Here is a 22570-nt window from a genome sequence, read left to right as displayed (position 1 = left end):
CTTCAAAATGCCTTACGATAGTTACCCTGATAATCAAAGATCCGTTCCTGCACCTGCCAGTAGTGCTTTTGTTTGCGGGCAATGACAAAATCCGGTGCAGGCAACAAGGCTTGTATCTCAAGCACCTCCTCAATCCTGCTGAACGCTTGCGGGGCCTGGCTATTCGCTAAACGCCGTCCAAACAGTCTATTAAAGACGTTGCGCTGTGCCGGCTTGCTGAAATCAAAAGACTCGCTGAGTTCTTCCCCATCTTCACCGTGATAGGTAATTTTCAGTTTGCTCTCGTTTTTGCTGTCGGTTTTGCCTTTATGGGCGCTTAACGTGATCCCAGCGCAACGGATCACCATGGCATCTTTAAGTTTCAGAGCATCTTTTAGCTGATCATCCGGGTCGATGATCGCTTTTTTACACTGGTGACAGTTACGAGCCGCGATATCATTCTCGCCACCGCAGTGTGGGCACTCCTTGAAACGAAAGCGGAAATCGCACTGTTCAGGGCGCCCGTTCTGCGCTGCAGGCTCATCCTCTTCAGCAAGCCCTAACAGCCCGTGACAACGGCGTCCGTAGTGCTCGATAACATGGCCTTCACTATCTGTTTTGCCCCAAAAGATATTGGCAAAACCACAGCCTGGGCAGAATACCTGCACCGGCTCACTGTCGGGGTTCGGTTTCTTCTCCCCCACTTCCGGGTGGTAAAGATTGACTCTGTTGCCCGCGTAATCAATCACCAGACAATCCTGCTTACCTTCGTCCAGGCGAAGACCGCGACCCACGATCTGCTGATACAGGCTGACCGACTGGGTCGGGCGAAGAATGGCGATAAAGTCCACATGGGGCGCATCAAAGCCCGTGGTGAGTACGGATACATTCACCAGATACTTTAACTGCCGCTGTTTAAAGCGCTGAATCAGTGAGTCCCTTTCATTCTGATCGGTAGCGCCGGTAATCAAGGCTGTTTGGTGTTCCGGCAGATAGCCGGTGATCTCCCGCGCATGATCCACCGTTGCAGCAAAGATCATCACCGCCTTACGCTCAACGGCCAGCTCCATCACCTGTTCAATAATGGCACGGGTTACACGCTGATGTTTGCTCAGCAGCTGGTTAACATCTTTTTCGGTGTATTCGCCAAAGCGGTTCTGAGACAGCGCGGAGAAATCGTATTGCGCCACCGCCGCGTTAACCAACTCCGGCTTGGTGAGATACCCCCGATTAATCATATAGCTCAACGGCAGTTCATAAATGCAATGCCCAAAGGGCTTATTCTGCTCGTCACTCTCATCACTACAGCTACGGACAAAGCCCCGGTAGTGATAGCGATAGATCCAGCCCATGCCCAGGCGATAGGGTGTGGCGGTTAGCCCCAGCACTTTAAGGGAGGCATTCTGTTGCCGCAGCAGCTCGATGATTGTTTGATACTGACTGCTGTCATCACCACTCACCCGATGGCACTCATCGATGATGATCAATGAGTATTCATCCCTGAACTGATCCAGATTAGCCGATACAGACTGCACACTGGCGAAGGTTACCTGATACCGATGTTCCTTACGTTTTAACCCGGCAGAGAAGACGCCGGCCGTTAACCCATAGCTCTGGTATTTGGCGTGATTCTGCTCAACAAGCTCTTTTACGTGGGTCAGCACCAGAATTTTACGCCGAGCAAGGCGGGCCAACTCGGCAATGACCAGACTTTTCCCCGCACCGGTCGGCAGCACAATAACGGCAGAATCATCCGATTTGCGAAAATGTTTCAAAGTGGCGTCAACGGCTTCCTGTTGGTAAGGCCGCAGCTTAAAAGGAGCATTCATTTTGCAGTGTTTGACCGTTATCAGGATGAAAAGTCAGTCATACGTTTATGCCCTGTGCCCAATTTCTGACACAGAGTTCCACGGACGAATATTTTTCAACTGGTCCTCAAGAGCCTCTTCCGCAATCTCTGTGTCGTAGGCTGCCTGAGCCCGCAGCCAATACCCATTAGACAAACCAAAGAAGCGGCACAGTCGCAGGTCAGTGTCTGCGGTTATCGAACGCTTACCCGCAATAATCTGGCCTATTCTCTGGGCAGGCACGCCAATTTCTTTAGCGAGGCGATATTGAGAAATGCCCATCGGCCCAAGAAACTCTTCTTTCAGTAACTCGCCTGGCGTTACGGGATCAATGTTGCGCATGAATCACCTCCTAATGGTAATCAACAATTTCGACCTCTTCCGCACCGGCCCTGGTCCAGCGGAAGCAAACCCGGAACTGCCTGTTGATTCGAATGCTGTGCTGACCTTGGCGGTCACCATGCAACGGCTCCAACATATTGCCGGGCGGAACTTTAAGATCGTCCAGATGGCTTGCAGCCTGGAGTTGCCGAATTTTCCTCAAAGCAACGCGCTCGAAATTAGCAAAGCGCCTGACGCGGCGACCGCTTGCCAGCTTCTCGGTGTCCTTACGCTTGAACGATATGATCATGGGTCAATAGTGACGCAACACATTAATAACGTCAAGCGTTACTATGTGGGGAAGCTGATTGGAAGAAAGGCATAGCGCCAATAGACGCTCTTCTTCCACGTCGCCAAGGAACAGTAAGATGATGTGCATCTGCTCAACACTTTGCCATTTGGCACCTGACACCTGCCCTCACTAGGTGGCCTTTGATCTAAGCGGGAATCCCCAGTCCGAAGAATATTCTGCGCATGGCTTTATTCCCCATAACTCAAAAATAAATCTGTCCCGGTTTTCTATTATCCCCGGAAACCACCGCCGCAGATAAGGCGTGTTAACATTCAATCTCGCCATCCGAGCCAGTGAATTATTCGAGATGAGCGTTCGGGATAAGAACGTTTTTTACATCAAAAGCCCCGAGAAATAGGTCTGGCTGGGGCATGCGTCATTCCTGTTCCAGTATCGGGGCCTGAACGTACTTACCGACCCCGTGTTATCGGACCGTGCCAGCCCCTTCCGCTTGGTCGGGCCGAGGCGGTTCACGCCACCAGCCCTGACCGTGGCGGAAACGCCGCCGATTCACCTGGTACTGATTTCCCACAATCACTACGGCCATCTCGACGAAGCAACAGTGCGCCAGTTGCACCGGCGTTTTGGGGATAACCATTAAAAAATTCATTTGGCCCCACCGCCCAGGCAAAACATCTTCGACGTAGAAATAGAGCACGCCATCCGAGCGGGCATTGTACGAGTCCCTGGACCTCGTTGGCGTCCGCCGCCTCATGGTGGAGTTTGCGTATCCGGACCAGATTCTCCAGTGCTTCTTCATTCATTAACGCTTCCTTTCAACAATATGTACTGTCCTTCCAGGACTTTCCTCAAAAAAGGGCTTTTCTTAGCTCGACGTTTTTTAAACTCTTCGTGCTTGTAGAGGGTTGGGTTAATGGTCCGGGAAAGATTGATCTCTGCCGGCTCCAATGCTTCAAAGACTTCTTCCAGGGTAAGGGTATCTGATACCAACATGAGGTCGATATCACTATTGGCATGATCGGTCCTTTTGGCCACCGAACCATAAATCAGGGCCAGATCGATTCTATCGCTAATCGGCTTGAGAGCATCTTCAACTTGTTGTTCCGGACCGAGCAGCTTGGAGGCAAGAGAAGACAATTCCGGATAAACGGGCGAACCCAGGTTGGCTTTATAGCGTTTCTGGCGCCCCTGCAGGTTAACCTGCACTAGCCCACTATCAACCAGGCGGGCGAGTTCCCGTTGCACAGCACCCGAACCTGCTTCCGCCTGCTCAATGAGTTCTTTCATCGAAAAGTCCCTACCCGGCCGTGCGAAGAACAGGCGCAAGACCTTCTGGCGGGTTGCTGAGAATAGAGCATCCGCCAACCCAGTGCGATTTGACGTTGTGACTGCGGACATATTACCAGTGCCTTTCGAAACCCATTTTGGGTAATTATATACCCACAATGGGTATCATGAAACCGCAGACCCTGGTGAAACGAATGATTTCACCAGCCACACAGCCTTCGTTCACCTCCAGCGCTTCCAGAACCTCATCGCGCCCGACGTCACCGGCGTGAAGGACAAGTCCGAGCCTTTCAATCCGTCAGTGATGCCTACCCGGCCCATGCGCATGGGCGTGCGCTATCTCTTCCAGATTCGCGGCGCGTACTTCAAGGATTTCGATATCGAAGGTCAGGGTTTTACCCGCCATCGGATGGTTGGTGTCGACATCGGCAAACTTGAGGCCGACCTTCGCGACGATTACATGGCGCGGGCCCTGCTCGGTTTTCACCTGCGCGATCATGCCCGGCTTCCAGCGTTTGGCGCCAATCAAATTTTTGATCGGCACACGCTGCATGGCATCGGCCTTGCGCGGGCCGTAGGCTTTTCCCGGAGTGATGGTGACGCTGAAGCTTTCGCCAGCGTCGCGACCTTCCAGGGCATCTTCTAGGCCTCGGACAATGCCGCCGTGGCCATGCAGGTAGGCGTTCGGTTCGCCGCCACGGGAGTTTTCAACGACGTTGCCTTGGTCATCACTGACGCTGTAGTGAAACAAGACCACTTGATTCTTTTCGATTGGCATAGATAAGGTTCTCTGCGATGGTTCGAGGTACGCCATTATAACCAGCGGCGGCGCTGACTCCAAAGGAGGAAAACCGGGGCGCTGTTCGCTCTCAGGCGCTTACGGTTTACTTTAGTTACCGGAGTTTCCGCATGATTACGAGGAGTGCTTCAAGCTTATGAATGAAAACCTCAAAACCCAAGGCCCCGCGGTCCGTGCGGAACATTTGATCGATGTGTATCAGGCCAGTCAGGATGTACATTCGCCCTGGACCGTGATCAGCGATCAGGTGATGGGTGGCGTTTCCAGTGCCGAACTGCGACAGGACGACCGTCATAGCTCGCCCTGCACCTGTTTGGCTGGCCGCACCCGTCTCGAGAACAACGGTGGGTTCGTGCAGATGAAGCTTGAGATCGAACCGAGCCAATCGCGTGCTGACTATAAGGGCCTATTCATCGAGCTGTGCGGCGCGGCGCACGACTATAATCTGCACGTAAAAACGAATCAGCTGAACAAGCCTTGGCAATCCTTTCGCTGCACCTTGCCGGTGGAGCCGCAATGGACCCGTTTCATCGTGCCCTATGCGCAACTGCACGCCCACCGTACCGACGCTGAGCTGCAACCTGCGGAAATCAGAAGCGTTGCCGTGGTGGCCATTGGCACGGCATTCGATGTCGACGCCTGCGTGCGGCGATTCGGCTTTTTTCGCTGAATCTGTCCCGGTTTTCCCATTACCGCGAAACGAGGAACTATGGAATTCACCTTCTTGGGCACGTCTGCCGGGACACCGACACGTTCACGTAACGTAACCGCGCTGGCTCTGTCGCACTCTGGCCACAAACCCTGGTACTTGGTGGACTGTGGCGAAGGCACCCAGCATCAACTGTTGCAGGACAAACTGAAGGAAGATGGCATCGAACCCGGGCCTGATTGGGGCGAGTTGCAGAAAGGCATTAACGTGACGCTGGAGGATGGCCGCTTACTAAGGAGCCACGATTACACACAAATTCCGCGCGTTGCCCGCCGCCTGATCGTTGCCGGTGACAATGACGACCCTACTCTGCTGGCCGGTGCCTGCAAAGGCAGCCATGTGCTGATTCACGAAGCCACCTACACCCAGGATGTGGCCGACCGGGTTGGGCCCTGACCACATAAGGGCCTACTACTCTTCAATACGCCTTACGATAGCTACCCTGATAATCAAAGATCCGTTCCTGCACCTGCCAGTAGTGCTTTTGTTTGCGGGCAATGACAAAATCCGGTGCCGGCAACAAGGCTTGCATCTCAAGCACCTCTTCAACCCTGCTGAACGCTTTCGGGGCCTGGCCATTCGCCAAACGACGCCCGAACAATTTGTTAAAGACGTTGCGCTGTGCCGGCTTGCTGAAATCAAAAGACTCTCTGAGTTCTTCCCCATCTTCAGCGTGATAGGTAATTCTCAGTTTGTTGTCATTGCCGTTCAAGGTGACCCCGGCACAACGGATCACCATGGTATCTTTAAGTTTCAGAGCATCTTTTAGCTGATCATCCGGGTCGATGATCGCTTTTTTACACTGGTGACAGTTACGAGCCGCGATATCATTCTCGCCACCGCAGTGTGGGCACTCCTTGAAACGAAAACGGTAATCGCACTGCTCAGGGCGTGCGCGCCGCACCTCCGGCTCACCCTCTTCAGCGGCCTCCAGCAGGCCCTGGCAGCGGCGGCCGTAGTGCTCGATCACACGCCCGTCGTCGTCTGTCTTGCCCCAGAATATATTGGCGAAACCACAGCCCGGGCAGAATACCTGCACCGGCTCACTATCGGGGTTTGGCTTCTTCTCCCCGACTTCCGGGTGATACAGATTGATACGGTTGCCCGCGTAATCAATCACCAGACAATTCTCTTTACCTTCGTCCAAACGAAGACCACGACCCACGATCTGCTGATACAAACTGACCGATTGGGTAGGGCGAAGAATGGCGATAAAGTCCACATGGGGCGCATCAAAGCCCGTGGTGAGTACGGACACATTCACCAGATACTTTAACTGCCGCTGTTTAAAGCGCTGAATCAGTGAATCCCGTTCATTCTGATCGGTCGCGCCGGTAATTAGGGCTGTTTGGTTTTCCGGCAGATAGCCGGTGATCTCCCGCGCATGGTCCACCGTTGCAGCAAAAATCATCACCGCCTTGCGCTTAACGGCCAGCTCCATCACCTGCTCAATAATGGCCCGGGTCACACGCTGATGTTTGCCCAGCAGCTGGTTAACGTCTTTTTCGGCATATTCGCCAAAGCGGTTCTGAGACAGCGCGGAGAAATCGTATTGCGCCACCGCCGCGTTAACCAACTCAGGCCTGGTGAGATACCCCCGATTAATCATATAGCTCAACGGCAGTTCATAAATGCAGTGCTGAAAAGGCCTATCCTGTTCGCTGCGGACAAAGCCCCGGTAGTGATAGCGATAGATCCAGCCCATGGCCAGGCGATAGGGTGTGGCGGTTAGCCCCAGCACTTTAAGGGAGGCATTCTGTTGCCGCAGCAGCTCGATGATTGTTTGATACTGACTGCTGTCATCACCACTCACCCGATGGCACTCATCGATGATGATCAATGAGTATTCATCCCTGAACTGATCCAGATTAGCCGATACAGACTGCACACTGGCGAAGGTTACCTGATACCGATGTTCCTTACGTTTTAACCCGGCAGAGAAGACGCCGGCCGTTAACCCATAGCTCTGGTATTTGGCGTGATTCTGCTCAACAAGCTCTTTTACGTGAGTCAGCACCAGAATTTTACGCCGAGCAAGGCGGGCCAACTCGGCAATGACCAGACTTTTCCCCGCACCGGTCGGCAGCACAATAACGGCAGAATCATCCGATTTGCGAAAATGTTTCAAAGTGGCGTCAACGGCTTCCTGTTGGTAAGGCCGCAGCTTAAAAGGAGCATTCATTTTGCAGTGCTTGATCGTTATCAGGATGAAAGGGCGGTCATACTAGCAAATACCGATGCCGTCACCGGAGTTTCTGCGTGCGGCGATTCGGGTTTTTCCTTTAAAATCGGGACTGATTCATCCTGAAGGACCCTCAGAAAATAAATCTGTCCCGATTGTCTCACTTCGATACTGTTTGGTTAAGTCCGACAGGCTGCTAGACTGGGGCTTATGAAACAGCCCATCGCCGGCTACCATAAAGACCAAGAAAACCATTGGGTCGCTCAGCTGGCATGTGGTCACAATCAACACGTGCGTCATACGCCGCCGTGGGTGAACCGCCCTTGGGTCACTACGGCGGAGGGCCGGGAGTCGATGGTGGGGTTTGAGCTCGATTGCAGGAAATGTGAAGAGGGTTTGCCGTCGGATGAAAGGCCTTGACCATGTCACCCTTGGGGCTGAAAGCAAAAGGAGGTGACCTTGCGGGTTGCCATTACCGATCAACTTAAATGCGGCCTGGGACTGCTACGGTCCTTTGTCATCTATCGACGTCCCGGGCGCCAGAGAGCTTTACGCCGGCTCTACAGTGAATTCATCCGCCCCGGCAATCTGGTATTCGACATCGGCGCCCATCTGGGGGACCGCAGCTCCGCGTTTGCCGCGCTGGGGGCACGGGTGGTGGCGTTGGAGCCGCAGCCACGACTGCTGCGCTGGCTGCAGCGCCTGACCCGGCATCAGCCCGAGATAGTGTGCCTGCCACTGGCGGTGGGGCGGGCCCCGGGCAAAGCCGAACTGGCGCTGAGCTTGCGTAATCCGACGGTGGCCTCACTGGACAGCCGCTGGCGCGAACACCTGCGCACAACCAGTCCCGGTTTCCGGCATGTGCGCTGGGAAGACTCGGTCACCGTGACGGTCACCACGCTGGACGAGCTGATACGACAGTATGGCCAGCCCAGCTTCTGCAAGATTGATGTGGAAGGCTTTGAGGTGGAAGTGCTGGCGGGGCTGAGCCAGCCGCTGCCGGCACTGTCCTTTGAATTCGTGAACGGCACCCTGGATCAGGCATTGCTATGCCTGCAGGAGCTGGAGCGGCTGGGCCTGCACGAATTCAATGTTGTTGCCGGTGAGCAACGCCGTTTTATCTGGCCTTCATGGCAGGGTCCTGAGTCACTCCGGCAATGGCTTGATGCGGGAGCTGACGGGATCGCCTCGGGGGATATTTATGCCCGGCTTGTTACCTGAGTCTCAGTCACCGCCCGGCAGAACCGATCACCACTACGATCAGGCCCAGGATCAAAAAAATAAATCTATCCCGGATTCCCGCCCTGTTTGGGAATCCGGAGTACAGCGGTATAATGCAGCCATGAATTATCCCCAACGCGTTGTATGAACACACCCTGCCCCTGTGGCAGCAATGCCCCCTATGCAGAATGCTGCCAGCCTCTGCATCATGGCGAAGCCGCCTCAACGCCTGAGGCTCTGATGCGTTCGCGGTACGCCGCATTTATTGAGAATCTGCCGGACTACCTTCGGGCAACCTGGCACCCCAGCACCCGGCCGGGCTCACTTAGCCTGGAAGACTCTCCGGACTGGACGGCATTGCAGATTCTGGACAGTACCGAAAACCAGGCACAGGGCACCGTCCACTTCCGAGCCGTGTATCGTCTTGCCCAGGGTTTCAGGTTTCTCGAAGAACGTTCGGATTTCTTGAAGGAGGACGACCGTTGGTATTACCTGCAAGGCGAGACCAGCGAGGGTCAGTTCAAGCCCGGCCGCAACGAGCCCTGCCCCTGTGGCAGTGGGAAGAAATATAAAGCGTGTTGCCTGTAATCAGGAAATAGATCTGTCCCGCTTTTATGGAAGACATCATCCTGGTCTGGCTATTCGGCCTCCAGTTTTCTGAGCAACTTGGCTACTGGAACCTCCCTAGTTTTCCTGTTGAACAAAAGTGCCCAGAATACTCCGAATACGACGAATATCGATAAAGTCCAGGCAAGATTCTCGGCTCTCTCCGGGTTGCCGAGTACGAAACCATCGAAAGCCCGGACAAACTGAACCACACCAAAAGCAATGAAACCAGCAGCCATTATTCTCAACGGTGTGCCCGTGCGGCAACCTTCAAATATCTTAGCCTTCGGCTGCTTAATCACCAGTTGCTGCAACAGCGCCGAGGCTGCCAACCGGCATTGGCTCACTGGTTTAGGGTGATAGGATCGGCTCAATGCGTGAAAGGCAAACCCTTCCCCGTTCGTGTTGATTATTTCAACCTGGACCCGCTCCGAAGCCGTGGCAGCGTGAATGACCTTCAGATAGACCTTTGCGACTTCGGCGAAGGGGATAAAAACGGGCTCATCGAGGCGGAAGATCGCAAAGCCAGTATCGGTGATTTCGATCCGATAATCTCGTCCAAAATCCAGGTCTTCCCAGGCGTATTTTCCGGTTCCCAGATTTGAGGTGGTTTCGTTGCAGTTATCCATGTTCTGGCCACATTCCATCCATCACCCCCGGCGGCGCAACGAAGCGGCCCTGTTCCAGAACTGACTCAGCTTTCTGCCAGTCATCCTTGATGTTCATGCTTATTCCTTTTGGGTGACGCCGTTATGTTCGCGTTCAGGAGTTGAGCGCCATGCAAAAAATAGATCTGTCCCGGTTTTCCTTCAAGCCGCGCGAGGAGATCCGTTATCCTCACCAGCCTGCAAAGTCCAAGTCATACCCAAAGCACGCCCCGCTTTGACAAGCGTTGTGATGGTTACACCGGTGTGTCCCATTGCCTGCTGAATCTGCCAGACGATTACCCGCTTCAGCGCCTCAGCTTCTGCCTGCTCAAGTGTGCCGTCGGATTCAAGCAGATCATCGAGAGAGCTGCCAACGTGTTTATGCTGTGTCATTTCCTTGCTCCCATTCAGACAAGATTCTTCTTTCGATCTCTCGCCTTCGCCAACTCGTGATCTGGTGTTTTCTGAGTATTCTCTCCCAAAAACCAGAGTTGGCTTTGCCAGAAAACCCCCTGACCAGAGGCATGCCCGAGCGTACTTATATCGGTACATCTTGGCAGCCGGAAAACCGGCTGGCTATTTTGACCGCGCTGGACAATGTTATGGGGAAAACCGGGCACAATTACCCGGGCCTGTCTGGGCATTAGCGTCTCCTTGCTTGAGGAACACAGAATCCGTTCTGTGCTTTCGCCGACAATCTTAGCCGAATGGTTGGGCACTTTACACCGGCAACTCTGCCTCAGTCAGATTCAACCCGGAAGACGCTCAGAAAATAGATCTGCCCCGGTTTTTCCGCACTTGACTGGTGCAATGTTCCATCGGAAAATCAAACGCGATAACGTCATGAAGCGCATGAGTATGTTCGATTAAGGGTGATGAACTGCCCTGGTGGTGCTGCCGGGGTGCAGGATTTTTGAAGCATTGGCCGGAGGTTGATATTTTAAAACACTTGCAATGGCGCAACGACACGCCGCAGACCGCAGTTACGGGCTACCTCATGAGGATCGCCCTTACGGGACTGATCGGCTTTAGCGGAGCCCCGGCGATGGTTTCAGGTGACACCCACGCTGGGACCCCATTTGCCGACACCTGGGAAACACTCCTGACCGAGGCCAGAGCGCAGGCACGGCGGTGCGGCGGCGACACATACGCCAAGGGCTCACCGCTCACTTGGAACGCTCGCCTGGGCGCTGCGGCGCAAGCACACAGTGAGGACATGGCGCACATGAGCCAGTTGAGCCATGAGGGAAGCGAGGGTGAAGTCCTCGCTGACCGCCTCGGCGCCACGGGATATGAGGCGTCCGCCTGGGCCGAGAACGTAGCCGCCGGCCAACAGGACGCCACCACCGTGGTCGCCGCCTGGCTCGACAGCCCGGGCCACTGCGCCAATATCATGTTCGCGGATTACACAGAGTTCGGCGCAGGTATCGATCGGAACACCAGCGGCACACCTTACTGGACGCTGGTTCTGGCTGCTCCACTTGACTAGCTTCGCACGCACCAAAAGGTCTGAAACCAGAACGAGCTACGTGGCAACAGGTTGGGCTGCACTTATTGCTTGAATTCAGGGCTAGACTAGAGTTGAAACCCGACACTTTGAGCTGATTACTATGCTTCACGACAGCACTATTATTTCACTGAAGACGGTGCCCTGATACTGTGCGCGGCTGCTGGTCAGATCCTGACCACTCGCGTGTCATGATAAACGCAAGTGCCTATAACCATAACGAAAAGGACGTATCCATGCTGGCTTTGATAATCGGTCTGTTATTATTTCTTGGGGTGCATTCCACCCGACTGTTTGCCCCTGAGTGGCGCTTGAAGCGGATCGCTAAGCTGGGTCTGCTGCCCTATAAAGGCGTCTACGCGCTTATTTCGCTACTGGGGTTGCTGTTGATTATCTGGGGTTATGTTCAGACACGGCTTGACCCTACCTGGCTGTGGATGTCACCCGTCTGGACTCGCCATTTGGCGGCGTTGTTGACGGTGCCCGCTTTTATTCTTCTGGCCGCTACCTATATCCCCGGCACGCACATCAAGGCCAGTGTTGGCCACCCGATGTTGTTGGCAGTCAAATTCTGGGCTATCGCCCACTTGTTCGCCAATGGCACCTTGGCGGATCTGTTGCTATTTGGCAGCTTCCTGGCCTGGGCTATTGCGCTGTATGCGGTATCGCGGCGCCGTGATCGGCTCGCCGGTGTTACTTACCCGACAGGTCGTGTCGCTATGGATGCAGCAGCAGTGGGTGCTGGATTGCTAGGGTGGCTGATTTTTGCCATGTGGTTGCACAGCGTGCTGATCGGCGTTAAGCCTTTCGGCTAGAGCTGCGCTAGTATCCGGGCTTTATCACTGGCTGCCTTACTCCCAAGTCAGCCGGTGCCCGACTGTTTTTCGATAAACGTGAGCGCGACCGCATCACCCCGAATGAGCTCAATGAAGCATTGGATGGAGTGGCAGCAGCCAACGGCGCTGGCAGCTGGCATCTTTTGTTCCCCGACCCTTCGGATCAACACCTGCTCGACGCGCCGGATCGGCTGGGCTGTCTGTTCCATTGGTTCAATCGTGATTATGAGGATTTCGAGGCCTTTCTGGCGACGCTGCCCTCTCGTAAACGCAAATCCACACGCAAGGAGCGACGCGATGTAGCTGCCCAGAGCATCGAATTCCGACAATTCCCCGGCGCCAGCCTCCCCAACCACGTACTGTCTGCGTGTTATATGTTCTATCAGGCCACCTACCTAAAGCGCGGACAACGCCCTTACCTGAACCTCGAGTTCTTTCAGGCACTGCGAAAGAACCAGCCAGACCAACTCCACATCATTATGGCTATTAAGGACAACGAGATGATCGCCGGAGCGCTGTTCCTGACCGGCGCAAGCACACTCTATGGACGCTACTGGGGGTGTCAGGAAGAGTATAATCACCTGCACTTCGAGACCTGTTACTACCAGGGTATCGAGCTGGCCATTGCGCAGGGTCTCCAAAGTTTTGACGCCGGCGCCCAGGGCGAACACAAACTGGCAAGGGGGTTCGAGCCGGTGTTGACGCACTCCTGGCATTGGATCGCCAACCCTGCTTTTGCCGATGCCATTGCCCAGTTCACCCGGGAAGAAGCCCGCGAAGTAGAAGCTTACCGGCAAGCAGCGCAAGCGGCACTACCTTACCGGGAACAGGGATAGCCATAAACAAATACGGTCTGGGAGCTGGTTCCTGTTTGAGCCGCCGGAAGCCATAATAATAGCTGTCGGTAATGCTTCGCATTGATACCTGAGATTATACGAGACGTATACTGATTGGGTTTTAATCACCAACCAATGCATGCAGTCCGAGGTACCCCTGGAATGATTAAACCCCTTCGATGGCTCATCAGAACCACAGTATTTTTGTTGGTTCTGCTGGCAGGCCCCGCACTGATTGCGGCCTGCAGTAGTCAGTCTGGCCAGAGCTGGCGTAACGCCGATCGCTCCAGCGCAGGCATTGCGCCGCTACCCGGCCAGACGGAAGAAGCCATTGTGCAGGTTTATGGTGCCCGAGCTTATAACTGGCGCGGCAATTTTGCGGTCCATACCTGGATTGCGACCAAGGTGCGCGGGGCACCCACCTACGAGGTTCACGATGTTATTGGCTGGGGTTATAAGGCGGTGCGGTCACGCCCCGGTGAGCCGGATACCGCTTGGTATGGCAACCCGCCGATGTTGCTGGCAGATCTCCGTGGCGAGAAAGCGGATGCCGCCATCATCAATATCCGGACCGCTATCGACGCCTACCCCTTCGCGAATGAATACAAAGCCTGGCCCGGGCCCAACAGCAATACCTTTGTAGCCTGGGTAATCCGGCAGGTACCCGAACTGAATGTTGCGCTGCCCAACATTGCCATCGGAAAAGACTATCTCGCTGACGGAGTATTTGCGAAAGCTCCCAGCGGTTCGGGCTACCAGTTCTCCCTCAATGGTTATTTTGGCCTCATGGCGAGTATCCGGGAAGGTGTTGAACTGAACATCCTCGGCCTCAACATCGGTATTGACCCTCTGGCCTTGGCCGTCAAATTGCCCGGGATCGGGCACATTGGCCTGCGCGACCCCTGGATGGATCGCTCGACGTGGCGCAAAGCCCCGGTTATGGAGCAGGTTTCAGATGCCAATTGACGGAAAGCGTTCAATCACTGTGTATACCGAACCACCGGAGCCTTGTTTGCTCTCAAAGAGTACAAACTGGTCCACCTGAAACGACCCGAAAGCCGTTTCCCCATACTCGGCCAGCAAGCTCTGAACCGAACCGGGCTGGCGCTTGAATCTGGCCAGGGTGATATGGGGACGAAATGCCCGACTTTCAGTTGTTAATCCGAGGTTCTCCATTTGGCCTTTAATCGCGCTATGTAGGCTGGCAACGGGAGCCGCCGGCTGGACTCCCGCCCAGAGATTTCGGGGGGCACGAGGCTGACCGAAACACCCCATACCCGCAACATTCAGCTCAAAAGCCGCCAGGGGAATATGGCGGGCAGCCTCGCACGCCGCCAATAGACGTTCTTCTTCCACGTCGCCAAGGAACAGCAAGGTGATGTGCATCTGCTCAACACTTTGCCATTTGGCACCTGACACCTCTGCCCTCACCTTCAACAGGCGACCTTTGATCTGAGCGGGAATCTCCAGTCCGAAGAATATTCTGCGCATGGCTTTATTCCTCATAACTCAAAAATAAATCTGTCCCGGTTCTTTCATCGGCGTTTACTGTTTACTTTAGTTACCGGAGTTTCTGCATGATTACCAGGAGTGCTTCAAGCTTATGAATGAAAACCTCAAAACCCGAGGCCCCGCCGTCCGTGCGGAACAACTGATCGATGTTTATCATGCCCGCCTGGATGTACCTTCGCCCTGGACCGTGATCAGCGATCAGGTCATGGGTGGCGTTTCCAGTGCTGCACTGCAACAGGACGACCGTCATAACTCGACCTGCACCTGTTTGACTGGCCGCACCCGTCTCGAGAACAACGGCGGGTTCGTGCAGATGAAGCTTGAGATCGGGCCGGGTTGGTTGCGCGCTGACTACAGGGGCCTATTCATCGAGCTGTGCGGCGCGGCGCACGACTATAATCTGCACGTAAAAACGAATCAGCTGGACAGGCCCTGGCAATCCTTTCGCTGCACCTTGCCGGTGAAGCCGCAATGGACTCGATTCATTGTGCCCTTCGAGCAACTTCGCGCCCACCGTACCGACGCTGAGCTACAACCTGCGGATATCAGAAGCGTTGCCGTGGTCGCCATTGGCACGGCGTTCGATGTCGACGTCTGCGTGCGGCGGTTTGGCTTTTTCCTTTAAAACCGGGGCATACGTTATCGCGATCGCTGCTACACTGGCGACAAATCCTACACGTTGGCACAATTCCAGAGGGGCTGCGCCTGGCAGGGAAATGGAAACACAGGATAAAAACATGGAGTCCGTATGAACAAGCCTTCGGCAAATCAGAACCCGGAACAAAAGGCTCGTGACCGGATAGACAAGCAGCTTATTGCAGTTGGCTGGCTGGTACAGGATAAGACATCGATCAACCTGAACGCTGGCCCCGGAATAGCCGTTCGTGAATACCAGACCGACGTTGGCCCAGCGGACTATGTATTGTTTGTGGCTAAACAAGCCGCTGGCGTGATCGAGGCCAAGCCGGAAGACTGGGGCCATAAGATTACGATGGTGGAGGATCAGTCGCAGGGTTATGCTAATGCGACCCTGAAATGGGTCAACAACCCAACAGCCCTGCGTTTTGTATACGAAAGCACCGGTGTGATTACCCGGTTCACCGACGGCGGAGATCCTGCCCCTCGCTCACGCGAAGTCTTCAACTTCCACCGACCAGACACCCTGGCCGAATGGTTGAGCCAGCCAGCAACCTTGCGCGCCAGCGTGCAACAGCTTCCGCCACTGGTTCATGACGGCCTGCGCGACTGTCAGATTACCGCCATCACCAATCTGGAAAAATCCTTCAAGCAGGACAAGCCCCGCGCCCTGGTACAAATGGCCACCGGTTCCGGCAAAACCTTTACCGCCATCACCGCGACCTACCGGCTGCTGAAACACGCAGGCGCCAAACGCATCCTGTTTCTGGTGGACACCAGAAACCTGGGCGAACAGGCCGAGCAGGAATTCATGGCCTTCCTGCCCAATGACGACAACCGCAAGTTCACCGAGCTATACAGCTTGCAGCGGCTCAAATCATCTTTTATGGCCACCGACACCCAGGTCAGCATCAGCACCATCCAGCGCATGTACTCTCTGCTCAAGGGTGAAGAGCTGGATGAAGCCACAGAGGAAAGTCCGCCGACCGGCGCCAACCTTTTGAGCAAAACCCCATTGCCGGTGGTGTATAACCACAAGATTCCCCCGGAGTTCTTCGATTTTATCGTCATAGACGAATGCCACCGCTCGATCTACAACCTGTGGCGCCAGGTGATCGAATACTTTGATGCCTACCTGATTGGCCTCACCGCCACACCGGACAACCGCACCTACGGCTTCTTCAACAAGAACGTCGTCAGCGAATACGACCACGAAAAAGCCGTAGCCGATGGCGTCAACGTGGGTAATGAAATCTATGTCATCGAAACTGAAAAGACTAAACAGGGTGGCGTGCTGACCGCCAAGCAGCAGATAGAAAAGCGCGAGCGCCTGACCCGCAAAAAACGGTGGGAGATTCAGGATGAAGACGAAGCCTACACCGGCAAGCAGCTCGACCGGGATATCGTCAACCCGGACCAGATCCGCACCGTGATCCGCACCTTCAAGGAAAAACTGCCGGACATTTTCCCCGGACGGAAAGAAATACCGAAAACCCTCATCTTCGCCAAAACGGACAGCCACGCCGACGACATCATCCACTCCGTGCGCGAGGAGTTTGGCGAGGGCAATCAGTTCTGTAAAAAGATCACCTACAAGATCAAGGAAGACCCGAAATCTTTGCTCGCCCAGTTCCGCAACGATTACTACCCGCGCATCGCCGTCACCGTAGACATGATTGCCACTGGCACCGACGTCAAACCACTGGAATGCTTGCTGTTCATGCGCGACGTCAAAAGCCGCAACTACTTTGAACAGATGAAAGGCCGAGGCACCCGCACCCTGGATGCCGACAGCCTGAAAAAGGTCACGCCCTCCGCCACCAGCGCCAAAACCCATTACGTGATTGTCGACGCCATCGGTGTGACCAAATCCCTGAAAACCGCCAGCCAGCCACTGATCACCAAACCCGGCGTCTCCCTGAAGAATCTCGCCATGGGCGTAATGATGGGCCAGCACGACGAAGACACCGTCAGCTCGCTGGCCGCCCGTCTGGCGAGGCTCGACAAGCAACTGGACGACAACGAGCGCGCCCGCATCAGTGAAAAGGCGGAAGGCAAACCGCTGCTGCTGATTGTTGGCGAACTCTTCAGCGCCATCAACCCGGACACCATCGAGCAAACAGCCCTGACCATTACTGGCCAATTGCAAGGCACCAATCCCGGCGACAGCGCCCGCGATCAGGCCCGCGAACAACTGGTCGGCCAGGCCGCCAACGTATTCAACGGCGAACTGGTGGAACTGATCGACAGTATCCGCCGCGATAAAGAACAAACCCTCGTCCACGACGACCTAGACAGTGTTATCACCGCAGAGTGGGCAGGCGACACCGAAGACAACGCCAAAGCCCTCACCCAGGAATTTGCAGACTACCTGCAAGAGCACCGCGACGACATAGAAGCCCTGAGCATCTACTTCCAGACCCCGGCCCGTCGCAGCGACATCACCTATCAGATGATCCGTGAACTGCTCGAACGCCTGCGCAGCGACCGTCCCAAGCTGGCGCCACTGCGCGTCTGGCAAGCCTACGCTCATCTGGACAACTACAAGGGCGACAGCCCCATCGGCGACCTGACTGCGCTCGTCGCTCTACTCCGCCGCGTCACCGGGCTGGACAACACCCTTTCGACCTACGCCGCCACCGTGCGGCGCAACTTCCAAAGCTGGATCATGCAACACCACAGCGGCGCCGGTGAAAAATTCAATGAGGAACAAATGGCTTGGCTACAAATGGTCCGCGACCACATCATCAGCTCCTTCCATATCGAGCGCGATGATCTGGAAATGGCACCGTTTGACAGCAAAGGGGGTATGGGAAGGATGTATCAGTTGTTTGGCGACGGGATGGATGAAGTGATTACAGAATTGAATCGGGAGTTGGTGGCGTGATCATTACAGACTCTACAAATGGAGAAGCTACAACAGAAAGTTGGACGCCAGAATCATTCCCTATCCCTAATCACTGGGTATATGCAGATTTTGAACAAGTATTTGAAAACATTCCGCTAACCGGTTTGAAGATTCCGCAGAAGGAGTATCAGAAATCAGGTGAGCACGCCGTGGTTGATCAGGGCGCTGATTTGATCGGTGGTTATACCAACGATTCGAACAAGGTGTTAAGCATCTCGCGCCCTGTCATAGTATTTGGAGACCATACCAAATGCTTCAAGTACATATCGTTTCCATTTGCCCCCGGCGCAGATGGTGTGAAAGTTCTTATGCCTAGAGATGTTGTCTCGGAAAAGTATGCTTTTTATGCGAGCAAATCATTGCGGCTGCCTGACCGTGGTTATTCCCGACATTTTTCTTTTCTGAGGAAAAGTAAATTTCCGTTACCCCCTCTCAACGAACAACACCGCATCGTCGCAAAAATCGAGACCCTGTTCTCCGAATTGGACAATGGCACCGAATCCCTGAAAACCGCCCGCGAGCAACTCAAAATCTACCGCCAGACCGTGCTCAAACACGCCTTCGAAGGCAAGCTCACCGCCCAATGGCGCGAACAAAACAAGGACAAACTAGAAACATCCCAACAACTCCTCGCCCGCATCCAGCAGGAACGCCAGGCTCGCTACCAGCGGCAACTAAAAAACTGGCAGACCACCGTCAAGGTGTGGGAAGAAAATGATAAAGAAGGAAAAAAACCAGCTAAGCCCATGACTCCTTCAGGCATTCGTTATCCTGCAGAATTGGAGCTGACGGATTTGCCGGGCGGCTGGTGCTGGGTTGAATACGCAGGGCTTTGTGAGCAGATTCGAAATGGAATTTCTGCAAAGCCAGAAGGAGATTCAGGTACTAAGATTTTCAGAATTAGCGCGGTAAGAGCAATGGAATTTGCTCTTGATGATGTCAGATACATCCAGAACATAGGTGGCATTTACGATCAATACCTTCTCGCGCAAGGGGACCTAGTTTTTACCCGGTATAACGGATCGAGGAACTATGTTGGAGTTTGCGCTGAATATAAAGGAGATGGGACTCATCTTTACCCTGATAAGCTTATACAAACTCGCATTGGCGTGCCGTCCCTGAGCTCTAAATTTTTGGAAGGTGCGATAAATTGCGGTGATTCTAGGCGGTTCATTGAGTCTAGGATCAGGACTACCGCTGGTCAATCGGGTATATCTGGCGGTGATATAAAATCGATACCGATTCCGGTGTGCGGCACTGAAGAGCAGGAGCAAATAGCGATTTATTTGTCTGAACAAACTTCAGAAATTGATAAAATGGTCGAAGAAGTTGAAGCTGGAGTTCGTCGTGCCGAAACTCTCCGCCAATCCATCCTGAAAAAAGCCTTCTCCGGCCAACTCGTCCCGCAAGACGCCAACGACGAACCCGCCAGCGCCCTGCTGGCCCGTATTCAGTCAGAAAATGCCACACATGCCGTTAGCGCTAACAAGACGACCAATAAAAAGCTGGCAAAACCTCGAAACAAGGAAGTTAGAGATGATTGAATCCCTGTCTATTTCCCAAGTGGCAACCTACGGTAACCAATCGGAGGTGCTGAATGGGCTATCGAAGTTAAACTTTATATTTGGTTCAAATGGTTCGGGGAAAACCACGATCAGCCGGGTGATCGCAGAAGCTGATGGGCATCAGCATTGCCGGATACTCTGGAAGGATGGCACAAAGCTGCAAGCGATGGTTTACAACAGTGACTTCGTTGACGCCAACTTCAATCAGTCGGGGGACATCAAGGGGGTGTTTACTCTGGGTGAGGAACAGGTTGAAACTCTAGAGAAAATTACAGCGTCAAAATCAGAGCTGGAAGCGCTGGAAGATCAGAGACAAGGCTTGCGAAAGACCTTGAATGGTGGCAATGAATCAAGCGGTAAGAATGGGGATCTGAAGACGCTTGATGATTCGTTTAAACACAAATGCTGGGAGCAAAAGCAACGATACGATGCCAATCTGAAAGGCGCATTTGAAGGCTGTCGTAATAGTGCTGACAAATTCAAAAGTAGAGTGCTTCAGGAATCGGTCACTAATACTGCAGCATTAGTTCCGCTAGCTGCTCTGGAAAGACGCGCTGAGACGGTATTCGACAAGACTCCAAGCAGGGAGGCCTTGGTCATATCCATCAATGTGAACAGCTTGATAGCACCCGAAACTGACTCTGTGCTCGGAAGGCGAATTCTTGGCAAGGCAGATGTCGATATTGCGGGCATGATTAATAAATTGGGTAATAGCGACTGGGTGCGCCAAGGCCGCAGATTTTATGATGTGACTGAAGGTGTCTGTCCCTTCTGCCAGCAAGATACAGAAGATGATTTTGCGAAGAGTTTGGCCGAGTACTTTGACGAAACCTTTGAGGCGGACAGTCAGGTAATCAGTGCCTTGGAAGTCAGTTACAAAACCGATTCTGTTCGACTCCAGGAATCTGTTGCATCAATTATTTCCAGCCCTTCTCGTTTCCTCGATATCGATAAATTGAAGTTAGAAAAACAGTTATTAGATTCCGTGATTGCCGGCAACCTCCAAATACTTGCGAGTAAAAAGAAGGAGCCAAGTCAGGTTGTGGAGATGAAAACTACTGCCAATGTACTCATAGCGATTAAGTCGTTAATTGATCAAGCTAATGCTGCAATTTCTGAGCATAACGCCACAGTTGATAATATTACTCAAGAGCATCGGACTTTAACGGCACAGTCTTGGCAATTTATTCTGGCGGAAATGAAATCTGATCTGGCGGACTATAACAAAAGGAAAAGTGGGCTCGATTCCGCAATTGGGTCGCTGAATGGGCAAATTGCAACTAAAGACAAGAAGATAAATAAGAAGGAACAGAAGATCCGGGAGCTGGAGAAGCAAATCACCAGTATTCAGCCGACAGTTGACGAGATCAACGCATTATTAAAGTCATTCGGATTTCATGGGTTTTCTCTTGCTAGCACGAGTGGTGATCGTTACTACAAGCTGGTTCGGGCGGATGGTTCAGATGCAAAGAACACGTTGAGCGAAGGCGAGCGCACCTTTGTAACATTCCTATACTTTTACCATTTGCTGAAAGGGAGCAACTCCGAAAGCGGTATTACCGATAACCGTGTAGTGGTTTTCGATGATCCGGTATCCAGCCTTGATAGCGATATTCTTTTCATTGTCAGCACTTTGATAAGGGGGCTGTTTGATGATGTTAAGTGCGGAAACGGTTATATCAAGCAAATTTTTTTACTCACCCATAATGTCTACTTCCACAAAGAAGTTAGTTTTAGTTTAAAGCGCGCCAGTGATCGAGCTTTAACTGAAGAAACATTCTGGATTGTACGGAAAGAGGGGCTGCTGTCTAAACTAATCAATCATCGATCAAATCCGGTCAAAACATCCTATGAGTTATTGTGGGCGGACGTGAAAGCTCCGCCTAAATCCAGCCTGACCATTCAGAACACGCTACGCCGTATCCTTGAAAACTATTTCAAGATTCTCGGCGGTATTAACCCAGATGACATCTGTGCAAAATTCGAAGGACACAATAAGTTTGTCTGCAAATCTCTTTTTGCATGGGTTAATGACGGTTCTCACTCAGTACATGATGATATTTATGTCTCGAATGGTGACACGACTGTAGAAACCTATCTGGCTATATTTAAAAAAATATTTTATGAGTCTGGCCATAGTGCTCATTACCAGATGATGATGGGTGAAAATTCAGAGCTGGAAGTGGCATGAACCCGACCAAACCCCAATCGCTCGAACTCTTTTTCATAGATGGTAAACCGGACGGCATGCTAACTGCCGAAGTTTTCAACTGGACCGGCCATGTCCTGATGACGCCCCGCACCCAGCTGAGCGCAGCCTTGAAGCGCAGCAAATCAAACCAGACTGGTACTACTGATAATGGAGGAGGCCAAGATGATCGAATACAAAACCGGCGACATCCTGCGTGAGGACGCCGACGCCATTATCAATACCGTAAATTGTGTCGGTGTCATGGGCCGTGGGATTGCGCTGCAATTCAAAAAAGCCTTCCCAGATAATTTCAAGGCCTACGCCGCCGCGTGTAAAAATCGACAGGTTGAGCCGGGACGTATGTTTGTCTTTGAGACCGGGCAACTGACGGCGCCGCGCTACATCGTCAACTTCCCTACCAAGAGCCACTGGCGGGGTGCCAGCCGTATGGAAGACATCGATGCCGGACTCAAGGCTCTGGTCGACACGATCCACCAGTATCAGATTCAATCTATTGCTATTCCGCCTTTGGGCAGCGGCCTTGGGGGTCTGAACTGGGCAGAGGTGAAACCGCGCATTGAGTCGGCACTGCAACCACTCCGCGATGTGCAGGTGATTGTCTATGAGCCCAAGGGCGCACCGCCTGCATAAAAGATGGTGCATAAGCT

Annotated in this window: 26 protein-coding genes and 1 pseudogene; 17 read left to right on the top strand and 10 right to left on the bottom strand. The window is 53.4% G+C overall.

The window, feature by feature from the left end; genetic code table 11:
* Positions 1 to 2: 2 nt before the first annotated feature.
* Genes CPH80_RS19540 through CPH80_RS23060 form a run of 4 tightly spaced genes read right to left on the bottom strand, consistent with a single transcriptional unit; the run spans position 3 to position 2586 of the window.
* Positions 3 to 1808, bottom strand: a complete 1806-nt coding sequence (locus CPH80_RS19540; RefSeq protein ID WP_096280543.1) for a DEAD/DEAH box helicase — start codon at positions 1806 to 1808, stop codon at positions 3 to 5.
* 45 nt (positions 1809 to 1853) lie between these two features.
* Positions 1854 to 2168 (bottom strand): HigA family addiction module antitoxin, encoded by a 315-nt coding sequence (locus CPH80_RS19535; RefSeq protein ID WP_096280541.1) that lies wholly within the window; start codon positions 2166 to 2168, stop codon positions 1854 to 1856.
* Positions 2169 to 2178: 10 nt separating this feature from the next.
* On the bottom strand, positions 2179 to 2457 hold the full coding sequence (locus CPH80_RS19530; RefSeq protein WP_096280538.1) for a type II toxin-antitoxin system RelE/ParE family toxin: 279 nt from the start codon (positions 2455 to 2457) through the stop codon (positions 2179 to 2181).
* A gap of 3 nt (positions 2458 to 2460) precedes the next feature.
* Complete coding sequence (locus CPH80_RS23060; protein WP_264754803.1) at positions 2461 to 2586, bottom strand: hypothetical protein; 126 nt, start codon at positions 2584 to 2586, stop codon at positions 2461 to 2463.
* A gap of 277 nt (positions 2587 to 2863) precedes the next feature.
* On the opposite strand from CPH80_RS23060, the gene CPH80_RS19525 reads away from it, so the two are divergent.
* The gene (locus CPH80_RS19525; RefSeq protein ID WP_227520531.1) at positions 2864 to 3100 is read left to right on the top strand and encodes an MBL fold metallo-hydrolase; all 237 of its coding nucleotides are present in this window, start codon (positions 2864 to 2866) and stop codon (positions 3098 to 3100) included.
* A gap of 155 nt (positions 3101 to 3255) precedes the next feature.
* Here the strand turns inward: CPH80_RS19525 and CPH80_RS19520 are convergent, their stop codons facing one another.
* Positions 3256 to 3747 (bottom strand): nucleotidyltransferase domain-containing protein, encoded by a 492-nt coding sequence (locus CPH80_RS19520; RefSeq protein ID WP_227520264.1) that lies wholly within the window; start codon positions 3745 to 3747, stop codon positions 3256 to 3258.
* Positions 3748 to 4045: 298 nt separating this feature from the next.
* Positions 4046 to 4525 carry an FKBP-type peptidyl-prolyl cis-trans isomerase gene (locus CPH80_RS19515; RefSeq protein ID WP_096280533.1) on the bottom strand — a complete coding sequence of 160 codons (480 nt, stop codon included), beginning with the start codon at positions 4523 to 4525 and terminating at the stop codon, positions 4046 to 4048.
* 157 nt (positions 4526 to 4682) lie between these two features.
* On the opposite strand from CPH80_RS19515, the gene CPH80_RS19510 reads away from it, so the two are divergent.
* Both CPH80_RS19510 and CPH80_RS23210 read left to right on the top strand, forming a co-directional pair.
* Entirely contained in the window at positions 4683 to 5216 is a 534-nt protein-coding gene (locus CPH80_RS19510) for a CIA30 family protein (RefSeq protein ID WP_096280531.1), read from the top strand.
* Between the two features lie 39 nt (positions 5217 to 5255).
* Positions 5256 to 5648, top strand: a pseudogene (locus tag CPH80_RS23210) (MBL fold metallo-hydrolase); the annotation flags it as partial.
* A gap of 25 nt (positions 5649 to 5673) precedes the next feature.
* Here the strand turns inward: CPH80_RS23210 and CPH80_RS19500 are convergent.
* The gene (locus tag CPH80_RS19500; RefSeq protein ID WP_096280528.1) at positions 5674 to 7437 is read right to left on the bottom strand and encodes a DEAD/DEAH box helicase; all 1764 of its coding nucleotides are present in this window, start codon (positions 7435 to 7437) and stop codon (positions 5674 to 5676) included.
* Positions 7438 to 7647: 210 nt separating this feature from the next.
* Here CPH80_RS19500 and CPH80_RS19495 point away from each other — a divergent pair, with 210 nt between their 5' ends.
* The 3 genes from CPH80_RS19495 (at position 7648) to CPH80_RS19485 (ending at position 9246) form a co-directional block, all read left to right on the top strand.
* A complete protein-coding gene (locus CPH80_RS19495; RefSeq protein ID WP_096280525.1) occupies positions 7648 to 7857 on the top strand; it encodes a DUF3565 domain-containing protein in 210 nt (69 codons plus the stop codon).
* Between the two features lie 39 nt (positions 7858 to 7896).
* Complete coding sequence (locus CPH80_RS19490) at positions 7897 to 8658, top strand: FkbM family methyltransferase (protein WP_172898624.1); 762 nt, start codon at positions 7897 to 7899, stop codon at positions 8656 to 8658.
* Between the two features lie 144 nt (positions 8659 to 8802).
* Entirely contained in the window at positions 8803 to 9246 is a 444-nt protein-coding gene (locus tag CPH80_RS19485) for a YchJ family protein (RefSeq protein ID WP_096280519.1), read from the top strand.
* 50 nt (positions 9247 to 9296) lie between these two features.
* Here CPH80_RS19485 and CPH80_RS19480 read toward each other — a convergent pair whose 3' ends face one another.
* Positions 9297 to 9893: a hypothetical protein gene (locus tag CPH80_RS19480; RefSeq protein ID WP_096280516.1), complete on the bottom strand. Its 597-nt coding sequence runs from the start codon at positions 9891 to 9893 to the stop codon at positions 9297 to 9299.
* 180 nt (positions 9894 to 10073) lie between these two features.
* Positions 10074 to 10304 (bottom strand): Fis family transcriptional regulator, encoded by a 231-nt coding sequence (locus CPH80_RS19475; RefSeq protein WP_096280513.1) that lies wholly within the window; start codon positions 10302 to 10304, stop codon positions 10074 to 10076.
* Positions 10305 to 10408: 104 nt separating this feature from the next.
* On the opposite strand from CPH80_RS19475, the gene CPH80_RS21765 reads away from it, so the two are divergent.
* The 5 genes from CPH80_RS21765 to CPH80_RS19450 all read left to right on the top strand — a co-directional run bounded on the left by CPH80_RS21765 (position 10409) and on the right by CPH80_RS19450 (position 14056).
* Complete coding sequence (locus CPH80_RS21765) at positions 10409 to 10558, top strand: hypothetical protein (protein WP_157746920.1); 150 nt, start codon at positions 10409 to 10411, stop codon at positions 10556 to 10558.
* A gap of 266 nt (positions 10559 to 10824) precedes the next feature.
* Entirely contained in the window at positions 10825 to 11400 is a 576-nt protein-coding gene (locus CPH80_RS19465; protein WP_096280507.1) for a CAP domain-containing protein, read from the top strand.
* Positions 11401 to 11654: 254 nt separating this feature from the next.
* On the top strand, positions 11655 to 12233 hold the full coding sequence (locus CPH80_RS19460) for an NnrU family protein (RefSeq protein WP_096280505.1): 579 nt from the start codon (positions 11655 to 11657) through the stop codon (positions 12231 to 12233).
* Positions 12234 to 12256: 23 nt separating this feature from the next.
* Entirely contained in the window at positions 12257 to 13090 is an 834-nt protein-coding gene (locus tag CPH80_RS19455) for a GNAT family N-acetyltransferase (protein WP_096280503.1), read from the top strand.
* 162 nt (positions 13091 to 13252) lie between these two features.
* Positions 13253 to 14056, top strand: a complete 804-nt coding sequence (locus CPH80_RS19450; protein WP_096280501.1) for a DUF3750 domain-containing protein — start codon at positions 13253 to 13255, stop codon at positions 14054 to 14056.
* Here CPH80_RS19450 and thpR read toward each other — a convergent pair.
* Positions 14042 to 14581 (bottom strand): RNA 2',3'-cyclic phosphodiesterase, encoded by a 540-nt coding sequence (thpR, locus tag CPH80_RS19445; RefSeq protein WP_096280499.1) that lies wholly within the window; start codon positions 14579 to 14581, stop codon positions 14042 to 14044. The two genes, CPH80_RS19450 and thpR, sit on opposite strands and share 15 nt — an antisense overlap.
* A gap of 112 nt (positions 14582 to 14693) precedes the next feature.
* Here thpR and CPH80_RS19440 point away from each other — a divergent pair, with 112 nt between their 5' ends.
* The 6 genes from CPH80_RS19440 to CPH80_RS22760 all read left to right on the top strand — a co-directional run bounded on the left by CPH80_RS19440 (position 14694) and on the right by CPH80_RS22760 (position 22553).
* A complete protein-coding gene (locus CPH80_RS19440; protein ID WP_096280496.1) occupies positions 14694 to 15227 on the top strand; it encodes a CIA30 family protein in 534 nt (177 codons plus the stop codon).
* 123 nt (positions 15228 to 15350) lie between these two features.
* Positions 15351 to 18125: a type I restriction-modification enzyme R subunit C-terminal domain-containing protein gene (locus CPH80_RS19435; RefSeq protein ID WP_096280494.1), complete on the top strand. Its 2775-nt coding sequence runs from the start codon at positions 15351 to 15353 to the stop codon at positions 18123 to 18125.
* On the top strand, positions 18122 to 19690 hold the full coding sequence (locus tag CPH80_RS22085) for a restriction endonuclease subunit S (protein ID WP_197703575.1): 1569 nt from the start codon (positions 18122 to 18124) through the stop codon (positions 19688 to 19690). The genes CPH80_RS19435 and CPH80_RS22085 overlap by 4 nt, the downstream gene beginning before the upstream one ends.
* Positions 19683 to 21902, top strand: a complete 2220-nt coding sequence (locus CPH80_RS19425; RefSeq protein ID WP_096280491.1) for an AAA family ATPase — start codon at positions 19683 to 19685, stop codon at positions 21900 to 21902. The genes CPH80_RS22085 and CPH80_RS19425 overlap by 8 nt, the downstream gene beginning before the upstream one ends.
* Positions 21899 to 22120: a hypothetical protein gene (locus tag CPH80_RS19420; RefSeq protein ID WP_096280488.1), complete on the top strand. Its 222-nt coding sequence runs from the start codon at positions 21899 to 21901 to the stop codon at positions 22118 to 22120. Before CPH80_RS19425 ends, CPH80_RS19420 begins: the two co-directional genes overlap by 4 nt.
* The gene (locus CPH80_RS22760) at positions 22086 to 22553 is read left to right on the top strand and encodes a macro domain-containing protein (protein ID WP_227520263.1); all 468 of its coding nucleotides are present in this window, start codon (positions 22086 to 22088) and stop codon (positions 22551 to 22553) included. The genes CPH80_RS19420 and CPH80_RS22760 overlap by 35 nt, the downstream gene beginning before the upstream one ends.
* The last annotated feature ends 17 nt before the right edge of the window (positions 22554 to 22570 follow it).

It is taken from the genome of Marinobacter sp. LV10R510-11A (genome assembly GCF_900215155.1).
In the GTDB taxonomy this organism is placed as follows: Bacteria; Pseudomonadota; Gammaproteobacteria; order Pseudomonadales; family Oleiphilaceae; genus Marinobacter.
The sequence above is the reverse complement of the archived record's forward strand: the minus strand, read 5'-3'. Positions and strand labels throughout refer to the sequence as shown.

Excerpts from the sequence above, each read along its gene's own strand:
- CPH80_RS19540 (WP_096280543.1), bottom strand. The coding sequence starts at position 1,808 with ATGAATGCTCCTTTTAAGCTGCGGCCTTACCAACAGGAAGCCGTTGAC.
- CPH80_RS19535 (WP_096280541.1), bottom strand. The coding sequence starts at position 2,168 with ATGCGCAACATTGATCCCGTAACGCCAGGCGAGTTACTGAAAGAAGAG.
- CPH80_RS19530 (WP_096280538.1), bottom strand. The coding sequence starts at position 2,457 with ATGATCATATCGTTCAAGCGTAAGGACACCGAGAAGCTGGCAAGCGGT.
- CPH80_RS23060 (WP_264754803.1), bottom strand. The coding sequence starts at position 2,586 with ATGCACATCATCTTACTGTTCCTTGGCGACGTGGAAGAAGAGCGTCTA.
- CPH80_RS19520 (WP_227520264.1), bottom strand. The coding sequence starts at position 3,747 with ATGAAAGAACTCATTGAGCAGGCGGAAGCAGGTTCGGGTGCTGTGCAA.
- CPH80_RS19515 (WP_096280533.1), bottom strand. The coding sequence starts at position 4,525 with ATGCCAATCGAAAAGAATCAAGTGGTCTTGTTTCACTACAGCGTCAGT.
- CPH80_RS19510 (WP_096280531.1), top strand. The coding sequence starts at position 4,683 with ATGAATGAAAACCTCAAAACCCAAGGCCCCGCGGTCCGTGCGGAACAT.
- CPH80_RS19500 (WP_096280528.1), bottom strand. The coding sequence starts at position 7,437 with ATGAATGCTCCTTTTAAGCTGCGGCCTTACCAACAGGAAGCCGTTGAC.
- CPH80_RS19495 (WP_096280525.1), top strand. The coding sequence starts at position 7,648 with ATGAAACAGCCCATCGCCGGCTACCATAAAGACCAAGAAAACCATTGG.
- CPH80_RS19485 (WP_096280519.1), top strand. The coding sequence starts at position 8,803 with ATGAACACACCCTGCCCCTGTGGCAGCAATGCCCCCTATGCAGAATGC.
- CPH80_RS19480 (WP_096280516.1), bottom strand. The coding sequence starts at position 9,893 with ATGGATAACTGCAACGAAACCACCTCAAATCTGGGAACCGGAAAATAC.
- CPH80_RS19475 (WP_096280513.1), bottom strand. The coding sequence starts at position 10,304 with ATGACACAGCATAAACACGTTGGCAGCTCTCTCGATGATCTGCTTGAA.
- CPH80_RS19460 (WP_096280505.1), top strand. The coding sequence starts at position 11,655 with ATGCTGGCTTTGATAATCGGTCTGTTATTATTTCTTGGGGTGCATTCC.
- CPH80_RS19450 (WP_096280501.1), top strand. The coding sequence starts at position 13,253 with ATGATTAAACCCCTTCGATGGCTCATCAGAACCACAGTATTTTTGTTG.
- thpR (WP_096280499.1), bottom strand. The coding sequence starts at position 14,581 with ATGCGCAGAATATTCTTCGGACTGGAGATTCCCGCTCAGATCAAAGGT.
- CPH80_RS19440 (WP_096280496.1), top strand. The coding sequence starts at position 14,694 with ATGAATGAAAACCTCAAAACCCGAGGCCCCGCCGTCCGTGCGGAACAA.
- CPH80_RS19435 (WP_096280494.1), top strand. The coding sequence starts at position 15,351 with ATGAACAAGCCTTCGGCAAATCAGAACCCGGAACAAAAGGCTCGTGAC.
- CPH80_RS19425 (WP_096280491.1), top strand. The coding sequence starts at position 19,683 with ATGATTGAATCCCTGTCTATTTCCCAAGTGGCAACCTACGGTAACCAA.
- CPH80_RS19420 (WP_096280488.1), top strand. The coding sequence starts at position 21,899 with ATGAACCCGACCAAACCCCAATCGCTCGAACTCTTTTTCATAGATGGT.
- CPH80_RS22760 (WP_227520263.1), top strand. The coding sequence starts at position 22,086 with ATGATCGAATACAAAACCGGCGACATCCTGCGTGAGGACGCCGACGCC.